Raw genomic sequence first — 11783 nt, 5'->3', positions numbered from 1 at the left:
GCACACATCTTCGAAGGGATTCAGATATGTCTGACCGTCTCAAGGCGCTGGCCGAGGCCGGCGTGTCCATCTGGCTCGACGACCTCTCCCGGGAGCGCATCGAGACCGGCAACCTGTCCGACCTCGTCAAGGAGAAGTCGGTCGTCGGGGTGACCACCAACCCGACCATCTTCGCCGCCGCGATCGCCAACGGCGAGCGCTACGACGAGCAGGTGCGCTCGCTGGTCGCCGAGGGCAAGACCGTCGACGAGGTGATCTTCGGGCTGACCACCGAAGACGTCCGCAACGCGTGCGACATCCTCGCCCCTGTCGCCGAGTCCACCAAGGACGACGGCCGGGTCTCGATCGAGGTCGAGCCCACCCTGGCCAACGACACCGAGGCGACCATCGCGTCGGCGAAGGCGCTGTGGGCCACGGTCGACCGCCCCAACGCACTGATCAAGATCCCGGCCACGCTCGAGGGACTCCCCGCGATCACGGCCGCGATCGCGGAGGGCATCTCGGTCAACGTGACCCTGATCTTCTCCGTAGAGCGCTACCAGGCGGTCATGGACGCCTACCTGACCGGGCTGGAGCAGGCCAAGGCGGCCGGCAAAGACCTGTCCACCATCCGCAGCGTGGCCTCCTTCTTCGTCTCCCGCGTCGACTCCGAGATCGACAAGCGGCTCGAGGCGATCGGCACCCCTGAGGCCAGCGCGCTGCTCGGCAAGGCCGCGGTGGCCAATGCGGTCGCGGCGTACGCAGCCTTCGAGGAGGTTCACGCGAGCGAGCGCTGGCAGGCTCTGGCCGGTGAGGGCGCCAACGCCCAGCGTCCGCTGTGGGCCTCGACCGGCGTCAAGAACCCGGCCTACCCCGACACCCTCTACGTGACCGACCTGGTCGTCGCCGACACGGTCAACACGATGCCGGAGAAGACGATGGACGCCTTCGCCGACCACGGCGAGGTCAAGGGCGACATGGTCAGCGGCAAGGGCGCCGACGCGAAGGCGGTCTTCGAGTCGCTGAGCTCGGTGGGCGTCGACCTCGCCGACGTCTTCGCGGTGCTGGAGACCGAGGGTGTCGACAAGTTCAAGGTCTCCTGGACCGAGCTGGTCGAGACCGTGGTCGCTCAGATCGAGGCGGTCAAGAAGTGACGCGAGGCCCGGTCGACGCCACCACCACGGACGCCTGGAAGCGGCTCACGGAGCTGAAGGCTGGCTTCGAGCCGGACCTGCGCTCGTGGTTCGCCGACGATCCCGGCCGGGCCTCACGCTTCACCTACGCGGCGGGCGACCTCCATGTCGACCTGTCCAAGGAACTCCTCACCGACGACCTCCTGACCGCTCTGCTCGCGCTCGCCGAGCAGGTCGGTCTGGAGGAGCGGCGCGACGCGATGCTCGCCGGTGAGCACATCAACGTCACCGAAGACCGCGCCGTGCTCCACACCGCGCTGCGCCTGCCCGCCGACGCGTCGCTGGTCGTCGACGGCACCGACGTCGTGCCCGAGGTCCACGAGACCCTCGAGAAGATGTACGCCTTCGCCGACCGTGTCCGGTCCGGCGAGTGGGTGGGCGTGACCGGCGAGCGGATCCGCACGGTCGTCAACATCGGCATCGGCGGCTCCGACCTGGGCCCGGTGATGGCGTACGAGGCCCTCGAGCCGTTCCGTCACCCCGAGATCGAGTGCCGGTTCATCTCCAACATCGACCCCACCGACGCCGGCCAGAAGCTCAAGGGCCTCGACCCGGCCACGACGCTGTTCGTCGTCTCCTCGAAGACCTTCTCGACCCTGGAGACGCTGACCAACGCCCGCCTCTCGCGCTCCTGGCTGCTCGAGCAGCTGGGCGACGGCGTCGACTCGGCCGAGGCGGTCAAGAAGCACTTCGTCGCGGTCTCCACGGCGCTCGACAAGGTCGAAGAGTTCGGCATCGACCCCGACAACGCCTTCGGGTTCTGGGACTGGGTCGGCGGCCGCTACTCGGTCGACTCGGCGATCGGCACCACGCTGGCCATCGCGATCGGACGGGAGAGGTTCGCCGAGTTCCTCGGCGGCTTCCACGCGATCGACAGGCACTTCGCCGAGACCCCACTGGCCCAGAACGTGCCGGCACTGATGGGCCTGCTCAACGTCTGGTACGTCAACTTCCTCGACGCCCAGACCCACGCCGTGCTGCCCTACTCACAGCTGATGCACCGCTTCCCCGCCTATCTCCAGCAGCTCACCATGGAGTCCAACGGCAAGTCGGTGCGTTGGGACGGCACCGCGGTCACCACCGACACCGGCGAGGTGTTCTGGGGCGAGCCCGGCACCAACGGCCAGCACGCGTTCTACCAGCTGATCCACCAGGGCACCCGGCTGATCCCGGCCGACTTCATCGCCTTCGCCAACCCGGCCTACCCGCTCGTCGACGGCGACGCGGACGGCGCCGACGTGCACGAGCTGTTCCTGGCCAACTTCTTCGCGCAGACCCAGGCGCTCGCGTTCGGGAAGACCGAGGAGCAGGTGCGTGCCGAGGGCACCACAGGCAGCGTCGTCAACGCGCGTGTCTTCTCCGGCAACCGGCCGACCGCCTCGATCATGGCCCCGGAGCTGACCCCAGGTGTGCTGGGTCAGCTGATCGCGCTCTACGAGCACATCACCTTCACCCAGGGCGTGGTGTGGGGCATCGACTCCTTCGACCAGTGGGGCGTCGAGCTCGGCAAACAGCTCGCCCAGCAGATCAGTCCGGCCGTCTCCGGTGACGCCAGCACCGCCCGGCAGCAGGACACCTCCACCCAGGCGCTCATCGCCTATTACAGAGAGAAGCGCACGTGACGACCAGCGACGGTCATCCCGAGTCACTCATCGAGGTCCACGACACCGCTGAGGCGCTGGCCTCCGCGGTGGCCGGGGAGTTCCTCAGCCGCCTCGCCGACCTGCAGGCCGGCGGCGACGTACCCACGATCGGCCTCACCGGCGGCACCATCGCCGAGGCGATCCATCGCGAGATCGCCCGGTTGGCGCCCGAGTCGGGCGTCGACTGGGGCGCGGTCGACTTCTTCTTCGGCGACGAGCGTTACGTCGCCGCCGACTCCCCCGACCGCAATGCCGGCCAGGCCCGCGCCGCCTTCCTGACCGAGGTCGGCGTGCCCGACCACCGCATCCACGAGATGCCCTCCTCCGACTCGGGACTCAGCGTCGACGAGGCCGCCGCGACGTTCTCCGACGACGTACGCAGCCACGGCTCGGGCGGCTTCGACATCCTCATGCTCGGCGTCGGCCCCGACGGCCACATCGCCTCCCTCTTCCCGGGTTTCCCACAGCTCGAGGCGAAGGACGCGATCGCCGTCGGCGTCACCGGCTCCCCCAAGCCTCCGCCCGAGCGCATCACCTTCACGTTCGAGGCGTTGCGCCGCTCCTCGGCGGTCTGGTTCCTGGTCAGCGGTGAGGGCAAGGCCGACGCCGTCGCGAAGGCCCATGCCGGATCGCCGGTCGCCGAGGTGCCGGCTGCCGGCGTCACCGGCACCAACGAGACGACCTGGTTCCTGGACCGAGGCGCTGCCTCCAAGATCTGATCGTCCGGGGCTCCACCGGCACGCAACAGGATTACCTGTTGCGCAAAGTTCACGTAAAAACTTGACCTCAACCCTGACGAGCGTGGTGCCATGCGTGCCACGATCACGGGCATGCCATTCCGCAGATCTCGGCTGCGTCGCCTTCCGGCCAGCCTTCTGACCCTCGCTACGGCGACCACCACGGCGGTCGTGATCACGACCGCCCCGGCCCAGGCGGCCGTCTCCCCCACCGACCAGGCGGCCGCTCCGTCGACGAGCAGCGAGATCCCGAGCGGTTACTACGATCCCGCCGACGGTCTTTCCGGCGAAGAGCTCAAGACCGCTCTCAACGGCATCATCGACGACCACACCACGCTCTCCTACGACCAGGTCTGGGATGCGCTCAAGGACGTCGACGAAGACCCGGCCAACCCCGACAACGTCATCACCGTCTACTCCCAGCTCTCGCTGCCCAAGAGCTCCAACGGCGGCGACCCCGACCAGTGGAACCGCGAGCACACCTGGGCCAAGAGCCACGGTGACTTCGGCACCTCCGCCGGCCCCGGCACCGACATCCACCACCTGATGCCCGAGGACGTCTCGGTCAACAGCACCCGCGGCAACCTCGACTTCGACGAGACCACCGGTTCGGTCGACCAGTGCACCGGCTGCGGCGTCGACGACGACTCCTTCGCCCCGCCCGCCGAGACCCGCGGTGACATCGCCCGAGCGATGTTCTACATGGCCGTACGCTACGAAGGCACCGACTCCTACGTCGACCTCGAGCTCAACGACCAGGTCGACAACGGCTCGGCCCCCTACATCGGCAAGCTGTCGGTGCTCAAGGCCTGGAGCGAGGCCGACCCGCCCTCCGAGTTCGAGATCAACCGCAACGACAAGATCTACGCCGACTGGCAGGGCAACCGCAACCCCTTCGTCGACCACCCCGAATGGGTCGAGGAGATCTGGTAACCCCCACCGCCGACTCGGCTCGTTCTGACCGAATTTCACGTCGAGTCGGCTCGTTATAACGAGCCGACTCGACGTCGATTCTGGTCAGGACGAGCCGACTCGACGGTCCGAGCCGAAAAGTGTCGGTGGTCACGATCATGCTGAGCCCATGGACATGGAACAGATGAGATTCACCCGCAGGCTCGGCCCCGACTTTCCGCTGGAGACGACGCTGCCTTTCACCGCCAAGATGGCGCTCGACTCGAACGTCACCTACAGACAGCTCCGCGAGCTCGTCCATCTCGGCCTCATACGACGCCTGATCAAAGGCGTCTATCTCGCCACGGAGATGGGCGACTCGCTCGATCTCAGGGTCGCCGCCCTCAAGCTCGTGGTTCCCGAAGACGGGGTGGTGGTCGATCGGCACGCGGGCTGGCTTCTCGGTGCCGACATGGTGCTGGCCCCCGGCGAACACCTTGACCTACAGCCTCTCTCGCTCTTCCTCCCGGCCGGCCGCGGGCGCCTGCGCAACGAGCTCGCGCACAGCGGCGAGCGCACCTTCGGCGACGACGACATCGTCGAGATCGGCGGCCTGCAGGTCACCAGTGCGCTGCGTACGGCGTGGGACCTCGGTCGCGTGCGCTGGCCCGAGAGAGCCATCGCCGCCATCGACCAGATGCACCGGCTGGGCGAGTACGAACCCAGCGAGTTTCTCGACGGAATCGATCGGTTCCGTGGTCAGCGCTACGTCACCACACTACGAGCAGTGGGCCCGCTGGCCGATGGACGTGCGGAGTCGCCGCCGGAATCAGTGTTGCGCATCTGGTCGAAGGAGGTGAGAGGCCTCGATCTTGTGCCCCAGCTCGAGGTTCGGCGCGCGGGCCGGTTCCTCGGCCGTCTCGACCTCGGCAACGAGCACCTGAAGATCGGCGACGAGTACGACGGTGTCGAGTGGCACAGCAGCCCAGAGCAGCTGGCGCACGATCGGATTCGGCGAGGCGAGATGATCGACGACGGCTGGCTCATCGAGGTCTTCACCAAGCACGACACCTTCGCCCGACGCGCCGATCCCGGCGTACGCATGCGACGACTCCGCGACCTTGCCTATCTGCGTCTCAACGACGCCGAAGCCGCCTGAAACCTCCAGAACGCCGAGTCGGCTCGTCCTGACCACATTTCGCGTCGAGTCGGCTCGTTATAACGAGCCGACTCGGCGTTGATTATGGTCAGGACGAGCCGAGTCGGCGTGTGTCTGGGTCAGAAGATGACCTCGCCGGACTTCCGGCGGGAGCGGAGGAGGGCGATGGCCTCCTCCAGGATGTCCTCGGCCTCGGCGTCGGAGCGGCGCTCCTTCACGTAGGCGAGGTGGGTCTTGTAAGGCTCGATCTTCGGCGCCGGGGGCGCGTTCTCCTCGTCGAGACCCGCGGGGAGCCCACACTTGGGGCAGTCCCAGGAGTCGGGCGGCGTCGCCTCGACGGCGAAGGTGATGACCGAGCGGTGCGCGTTGGTGCAGAAGTAGGTGACGGCCTTCCGTGGCGCTGCTTCGCCACGCTCCGCCTCGCCCAACGGCCCAGCACCGACTCGGGAGCCCCGAATTGCGTTCCCTCCACCTGCCATGGTGCCGCGGTGTCCTCTCTCAACTTAAGTTCGCAGCCCCGAGAGGCCACTTTGGGGGAAGCGGACGGCAACTGCCGCCCAGCGTCGAACGAGTTTAGACGCTATTGCGCGTGCGCTGAAGGGGGTTGTTTCAGTAGGCCATCAGCAGGCCGAGCGCGATGACGCACGCGAACCAGATCACACCGATGCCGACGGTGAGCCGGTCGAGGTTTCGCTCGACCACGGAGGATCCGCCCAGCGAGCTCGAGACGCCGCCACCGAACATGTCGGAGAGTCCGCCACCGCGGCCCTTGTGGAGCAGCACGAGCAGGATCATCAGCGCACTCGCGATGACCAGAATGATGGTGAAGAGAAGTTCCACGTCTGAATCCTATCTGGAGAGCGCCAAGCCTAGAGCACTGGCCTACAGCACTGGTAGGTCGTAGTAACGAGAGATCGCGGCGAAGTCTTCGACCGAGAGGCTCGCCCCGCCCACCAGGGCGCCGTCGACGTCGCCTTCCTGCATCAGCGCGGCGACGTTGTTGGGCTTCACGGAGCCGCCGTAGAGGATGCGTACGCCGTCGGCGATCTCAGCCCCGTAGAGCTTCTCCAGCTGCGCGCGGAGGCCGGCACAGACCTCCTGCGCGTCCTGTGCGGTCGCGGTCTCCCCCGTGCCGATCGCCCAGACCGGCTCGTAGGCGATCACGACCTGGGCGGCCTCGGCGTCGGTGAGCCCGGCCAGCGAGCCCGCGACCTGAGCGGTGCAGTGCTCGACGTGGTTGCCGGCCTGGCGGACGTCGAGGCCCTCGCCGACGCACACGATCGGGACGATGTCGTGCTTGAGCGCGATCTTCGCCTTGAGCGCCACGGTCTCGTCGGTCTCGCCGAAGTGCTCGCGACACTCGGAGTGCCCGACGACCACGTAGGAACAGCCGAGCTTGGCCAGCATCGAGGCCGAGATCTCGCCCGTGTAGGCGCCCGACTCCTGGGTCGAGACGTTCTGCGCGCCGTAGGTGATCTTCATCTTGTCGCCGTCGACGAGCGTCTGCACCGAACGGATGTCGGTGAAGGGCGGGAAGACGGAGACCTCGACGGCTGCGAAGTCGTGACGCTTGTCGGAGAGCGTCCAGGCGAGCTTCTGGACCAGCACCACCGCTTCTTGGTGGTTGAGGTTCATCTTCCAGTTGCCGGCGATGAGGGGGGTGCGTCCCGCGGGAGCCTTCTTGGCCATCAGATCAGCCCGTCCGCGCCGGTCGCGGCCTCGAGCACTGCCACACCCGGGAGCGTCTTGCCCTCCAGATATTCCAGCGAGGCGCCGCCCCCGGTGGAGATGTGGCCGAACTGGTCGTCGGCGAAGCCGAGCTGACGGATCGCCGCGGCGGAGTCGCCACCACCGATGACGGTGAGACCCTCGACGGTGGTGATCGCCTCGGCGATCGCCCGCGTGCCCTCGGCGAACGCAGGCTTCTCGAACACGCCCATCGGACCGTTCCAGAAGACCGTCTGGGCCCCCTCGAGCGCGGCAGCGTAGGCCTGAGCCGACTCGGGGCCGATGTCGAGACCGAGCGACTCGGCCGGGATCGCGTTGGCCGGGACGACCCGCGCGGACTCCTCGTCACCGAAGGAGTCGGCGACCACGACGTCGGTGGGCAGCAGGAGCTCGACGCCGATCTCCTCGGCACGCTCGAGGTAGCCGAGCACGGTGAGGATCTGATCCTCCTCCAGCAGCGACTGACCGACCTCGTTGCCCTGCGCCTTGAGGAAGGTGAAGACCATGCCGCCGCCGATGAGCAGCTTGTCGGCCTTGTCGAGCAGGTTGTCGATCACGCCGAGCTTGTCGGAGACCTTCGAGCCGCCGAGCACGACCACGTAGGGCCGCTCCGGGCTCTCGGTGAGCCGCTTGAGCACGTCGATCTCGCCCGCCACCAGACCGCCCTGCGCACTCGGGAGCACCAGGGCGATGTCGTAGACCGAGGCCTGCTTGCGGTGGACGACTCCGAAGCCGTCGGAGACGAACGCATCGGCGAGCCCGGCGAGCTCGTTGGCGAAGGTCGCCCGCTCATGGTCGTCGTCGCTGGTCTCGCCGGCGTTGAAGCGTACGTTCTCCAGCAGAGCGACCTGGCCGTCGCCGAGGGCGTCGACGACCGCGTGGGCGGACTCGCCGACGGTGTCGGTCGCGAACGCGACCTCAGCACCGATCAGCTCACCGAGACGCTTCGCCACGGGCGCGAGCGAGTATTGGGGGTCCGGCTCGCCCTTCGGGCGCCCGAGGTGGGCGACGACCACGACCTTGGCTCCGGCGTCAGCCAGCTCCTTGATCGTGGGCACCGAAGCACGGATGCGACCGTCGTCGGTGATCGTCGTGCCTTCCAGCGGGACGTTGAGGTCGGAGCGCACGAGAACACGCTTGCCCGCGACCCCCTGCTCGATGAGCTGCGTGAGATTCAGAGACATAACGGGCTAGACACTAACCTGCGATCCCCGCCACAGCCTCACAGGCTCGCGCCGATGTACGCGACGAGGTCTCCGAGCCTGTTGGAGTAACCCCATTCGTTGTCGTACCACGCGGCGACCTTGACCTGATTTCCGATCACCTTGGTCAGCGGCGCGTCGAAGATCGAGGATGCCGGGTTGGTGACGATGTCGTGGGAGACGATCGGGTCGGTGGAGTAGACGAGGTACTTCCCGTCGGCCGCCTTCTCCATGATCGAGTTGATCTCCTCGACCGAGGTCTCCCGCGAGGCCTCGAAGGAGAGGTCGACGATCGAGCCGGTCGGTACCGGCACCCGCAGGGCGTAGCCGTCGAGCTTGCCCTTCAGCTCCGGGAGCACGAGCCCGATCGCCTTGGCGGCACCGGTCGAGGTGGGCACCACGTTCACCGCGGCCGCACGGGCGCGGCGCAGGTCCTTGTGGATGTTGTCCTGCAGGTTCTGGTCGGCGGTGTAGGCGTGCACGGTGGTCATCAGGCCCCGGTTGATGCCGATGCCGTCGTTGAGGGCCTTGGCCAGCGGCGCCAGGCAGTTGGTCGTGCACGAGGCGTTGGAGATGACCGTGTGGTTCTCCGGGTCGTAGGACTTCTCGTTGACGCCCATCACGATGGTGGCGTCGTCGTTCTTCCCCGGCGCCGAGATGATCACCTTCTTCGCCCCGCCGGAGTCGACGTGGGCGCGCGCCTTGGTGGCGTCGGTGAAGAAACCGGTGGACTCGATCACGACATCCACACCGAGCTCGCCCCACTTGAGGTCGGCCGGGTCGCGCTCCGCGAAGGCCTTGATCTCCTTGCCGTCCACGACGATCGCGGTCTCGGTGGAGGAGACCTCGGCGTCGAGCGGCCCGAGGATCGAGTCGAACTTCAGCAGCGTCGCGAGGGTGGCGTTGTCGCTGAGGTCGTTGACTCCCACGATCTCGATGTCGAGGTCGGAAGCGCGGACCGCGCGGAAGAAGTTGCGGCCGATCCTGCCGAACCCGTTGATGCCTACTCGAACTGTCACGTGCACTCCTGGTTGGCGTCGAAGAATGTGTGCGGGATCACCCGCTGGCGACGACCCTACCCAGCGCCTCTGAACAGCGGGAGACTGGGTTTGATCGTTCCAAAAGACGGACAAGTAGCAAACGGCCCGAGGCCCTCGATCAGTCGAGGGCCTCGGGCCGGTAGTCGTGGTGCAGAGGTGTGGTCAGGCGTCCTCGGCGAGCATCTCCGCGGTCAGTGAAGCCTCGGTGTCGGGGATGCCGAGATCCTCGGCCCGCTTGTCGGCCATGGCCAGCAGGCGCCGGATCCGGCCTGCGATGGCGTCCTTGGTCAGCACCGGGTCGTGGAGCTGGCCGAGCTCCTCGAGGGAGGCCTGCTTGTGCTCGAGACGCAGCTTGCCGGCCTGACGCAGGTGGTCGGGGATCTCCTCGCCGAGGATCTCCAGCGCTCGCTCCACCCGAGCACCCGCCGCGACCGCGGCTCGAGCCGAGCGGCGCAGGTTGGCGTCGTCGAAGTTGGCCAGCCGGTTGGCGGTGGCCCGCACCTCGCGGCGCATCCGGCGCTCCTCCCACGCCATCAGCGACTCGTGGGCGCCGAGGCGGGTCAGCAGCTGGCCGATCGCGTCGCCGTCACGGATGACGACACGGTCGACGCCGCGCACCTCTCGGGGTTTCGCGGAGATACCGATGCGGCGGGCCACTCCGACCAGGGCCAGGGCCGCCTCCGAGCCCGGGCAGGTGACCTCCATCGAGGAGGAACGGCCCGGCTCGGTGAGCGACCCGTGGGCCAGGAAGGCACCGCGCCACGCGGCCACCGCGTCACAGGCGCCGCCCGAGACGACGGCCGGCGGCAGCCCACGCACCGGGCGACCGCGCTGGTCGAGCAGGCCGGTCTGGCGCGCCAGCGCCTCACCGTCCTTGACCACGCGCACGATGTATCGGCTGCCCTTACGAATGCCGCTCGCCTGGATCAGAGCCACCTCTGCCTCGTGGCCGAAGACGTCGGCGATGTCTCGCTTCAGCCTCCGGGCAGCCAGACCGGTGTCGAGCTCAGCCTCGACCACGATCCTGCCTGCCACGATGTGGATTCCCCCGGCAAACCTCAACGTCGAGGCCACCTCTGCCTTCCGGCAGCACGTCTTGGTGATCTGGATGGAGGCCAGCTCGGCCTTCACCTGTCCCGTCATCGCCATGCCGAGAGTCTTTCATCGTTGTCAACGACCATAGAACCCGTTCCAATTCTGGTGCTCTCGCGTCGTCGCTGACGCCCGGCTAACCCGCCTCGATCACCCGTGCGTACGCCGCGGCGAGCCGCTCCGGGTCGTGGCGGGGCGTGCCGTCGTCGAGCGCGACGTCGGCCACGACGACCCGCGCACCACACTTGTCGGCGACCTGATGGAGCTCGTCGAGACCGTCGATCGAGGCATCGACCAGCACCGTATGGATGCGCAGGTCAGGGGCATGATCGAGAAGCACGTGAAGGTGTTCGGCGGGGCCGAACCCGGTGGTCTCCCCCGGCTGCTCGGCGAGGTTGAGCACCACGACGACCTTGGCCGAGGTGGCCACCAGCGCCTCGCGCAGCGCCTGCACCATCAGGTGCGGAAGCACCGAGGTGAACCAGGATCCGGGGCCGAGGAACACCCACTCGGCGTCGTGGAGCGCGGCGACCGCGTCGGGAGCGGCCGGAGGGTTGTCGGGGATGAGCCGGATCGACTCGATCTGGCCGCCGGTGGTGGCCACCTCGACCTGCCCCTGGATCGTACGTCGCTGATCGGGGTCGTCGTCGGTCAGCCCGCTCACCTCGGCGACGATGTCCATCGGCACCAGCGCCATCGGCAGCACCCGGCCCTTCGCCGCCAGCAGCCTGCCCACCCAGTCGAGGGCCTCGACGTGGTCGCCGAGCTGCTCCCAGAGCCCCACGATGAGCAGGTTGCCCAGGTTGTGGCCACGCATCTCGCCCTCGCCGGCGAAGCGGTGCTGCAGCACCTGGGCCCAGGTGTCGTCCCAGCGGTCCTCGCCGCACAGCGCGGCCAGGGCCATCCGCAGGTCACCCGGCGGGAGCACCCCGAACTCGGCTCTGAGGCGACCGCTGGAGCCGCCGTTGTCGGCGACCGTGACGATCGCGGTGAGCTGGTCGACGGTCAGGTCGTCGACCAGCAGGCGCAACGCGCTCAGCGATGCGTGCAGCCCGTGCCCTCCCCCCAGGGCGACGACCGCCTGGGCGTCCGCCCCGGGCCGGTCGGCCCCGGCCACTC

The 11783-nt window shown here is 68.0% G+C and carries 12 protein-coding genes; 5 read left to right on the top strand and 7 right to left on the bottom strand.

The window, feature by feature from the left end; genetic code table 11:
- Nucleotides 1-26: 26 nt before the first annotated feature.
- The 5 genes from tal to FB381_RS10110 all read left to right on the top strand — a co-directional run bounded on the left by tal (nt 27) and on the right by FB381_RS10110 (nt 5602).
- The gene (gene tal, locus FB381_RS10130; protein WP_141780177.1) at nt 27-1133 is read left to right on the top strand and encodes a transaldolase; all 1107 of its coding nucleotides are present in this window, start codon (nt 27-29) and stop codon (nt 1131-1133) included.
- Entirely contained in the window at nt 1130-2794 is a 1665-nt protein-coding gene (gene pgi, locus FB381_RS10125; protein ID WP_141780176.1) for a glucose-6-phosphate isomerase, read from the top strand. The genes tal and pgi overlap by 4 nt, the downstream gene beginning before the upstream one ends.
- Nucleotides 2791-3534, top strand: a complete 744-nt coding sequence (gene pgl, locus FB381_RS10120) for a 6-phosphogluconolactonase (protein ID WP_141780175.1) — start codon at nt 2791-2793, stop codon at nt 3532-3534. Before pgi ends, pgl begins: the two co-directional genes overlap by 4 nt.
- 111 nt (nt 3535-3645) lie before the next feature.
- Nucleotides 3646-4485, top strand: a complete 840-nt coding sequence (locus tag FB381_RS10115; RefSeq protein WP_141780174.1) for an endonuclease I family protein — start codon at nt 3646-3648, stop codon at nt 4483-4485.
- Between the two features lie 148 nt (nt 4486-4633).
- Nucleotides 4634-5602 carry a hypothetical protein gene (locus tag FB381_RS10110; protein ID WP_141780173.1) on the top strand — a complete coding sequence of 323 codons (969 nt, stop codon included), beginning with the start codon at nt 4634-4636 and terminating at the stop codon, nt 5600-5602.
- 119 nt (nt 5603-5721) lie between these two features.
- On the opposite strand, the gene FB381_RS10105 is transcribed toward FB381_RS10110, so the two are convergent.
- From FB381_RS10105 to FB381_RS10075, 7 genes are all read right to left on the bottom strand, one after another.
- A complete protein-coding gene (locus FB381_RS10105) occupies nt 5722-6081 on the bottom strand; it encodes an RNA polymerase-binding protein RbpA (RefSeq protein ID WP_141780172.1) in 360 nt (119 codons plus the stop codon).
- A 130-nt stretch (nt 6082-6211) separates the two neighbouring features.
- The gene (gene secG, locus FB381_RS10100; RefSeq protein ID WP_141780171.1) at nt 6212-6442 is read right to left on the bottom strand and encodes a preprotein translocase subunit SecG; all 231 of its coding nucleotides are present in this window, start codon (nt 6440-6442) and stop codon (nt 6212-6214) included.
- 42 nt (nt 6443-6484) lie between these two features.
- On the bottom strand, nt 6485-7291 hold the full coding sequence (gene tpiA / locus FB381_RS10095; RefSeq protein WP_141780170.1) for a triose-phosphate isomerase: 807 nt from the start codon (nt 7289-7291) through the stop codon (nt 6485-6487).
- Complete coding sequence (locus FB381_RS10090) at nt 7291-8514, bottom strand: phosphoglycerate kinase (protein ID WP_141780169.1); 1224 nt, start codon at nt 8512-8514, stop codon at nt 7291-7293. Before FB381_RS10090 ends, tpiA begins: the two co-directional genes overlap by 1 nt.
- 38 nt (nt 8515-8552) lie before the next feature.
- Nucleotides 8553-9551 carry a type I glyceraldehyde-3-phosphate dehydrogenase gene (gene gap / locus FB381_RS10085; RefSeq protein WP_141780168.1) on the bottom strand — a complete coding sequence of 333 codons (999 nt, stop codon included), beginning with the start codon at nt 9549-9551 and terminating at the stop codon, nt 8553-8555.
- Nucleotides 9552-9734: 183 nt separating this feature from the next.
- Entirely contained in the window at nt 9735-10721 is a 987-nt protein-coding gene (whiA, locus tag FB381_RS10080; protein WP_141780167.1) for a DNA-binding protein WhiA, read from the bottom strand.
- A gap of 79 nt (nt 10722-10800) precedes the next feature.
- Entirely contained in the window at nt 10801-11781 is a 981-nt protein-coding gene (locus tag FB381_RS10075; protein WP_141780166.1) for a gluconeogenesis factor YvcK family protein, read from the bottom strand.
- Nucleotides 11782-11783: the final 2 nt, after the last annotated feature.

It is taken from the genome of Nocardioides albertanoniae (assembly GCF_006716315.1).
In the GTDB taxonomy this organism is placed as follows: Bacteria; Actinomycetota; Actinomycetes; order Propionibacteriales; family Nocardioidaceae; genus Nocardioides; species Nocardioides albertanoniae.
The sequence above is the reverse complement of the archived record's forward strand: the minus strand, read 5'-3'. Positions and strand labels throughout refer to the sequence as shown.

Excerpts from the sequence above, each read along its gene's own strand:
- tal (WP_141780177.1), top strand. The coding sequence starts at position 27 with ATGTCTGACCGTCTCAAGGCGCTGGCCGAGGCCGGCGTGTCCATCTGG.
- FB381_RS10115 (WP_141780174.1), top strand. The coding sequence starts at position 3,646 with ATGCCATTCCGCAGATCTCGGCTGCGTCGCCTTCCGGCCAGCCTTCTG.
- FB381_RS10110 (WP_141780173.1), top strand. The coding sequence starts at position 4,634 with ATGGACATGGAACAGATGAGATTCACCCGCAGGCTCGGCCCCGACTTT.
- FB381_RS10105 (WP_141780172.1), bottom strand. The coding sequence starts at position 6,081 with ATGGCAGGTGGAGGGAACGCAATTCGGGGCTCCCGAGTCGGTGCTGGG.
- tpiA (WP_141780170.1), bottom strand. The coding sequence starts at position 7,291 with ATGGCCAAGAAGGCTCCCGCGGGACGCACCCCCCTCATCGCCGGCAAC.
- FB381_RS10090 (WP_141780169.1), bottom strand. The coding sequence starts at position 8,514 with ATGTCTCTGAATCTCACGCAGCTCATCGAGCAGGGGGTCGCGGGCAAG.
- whiA (WP_141780167.1), bottom strand. The coding sequence starts at position 10,721 with ATGGCGATGACGGGACAGGTGAAGGCCGAGCTGGCCTCCATCCAGATC.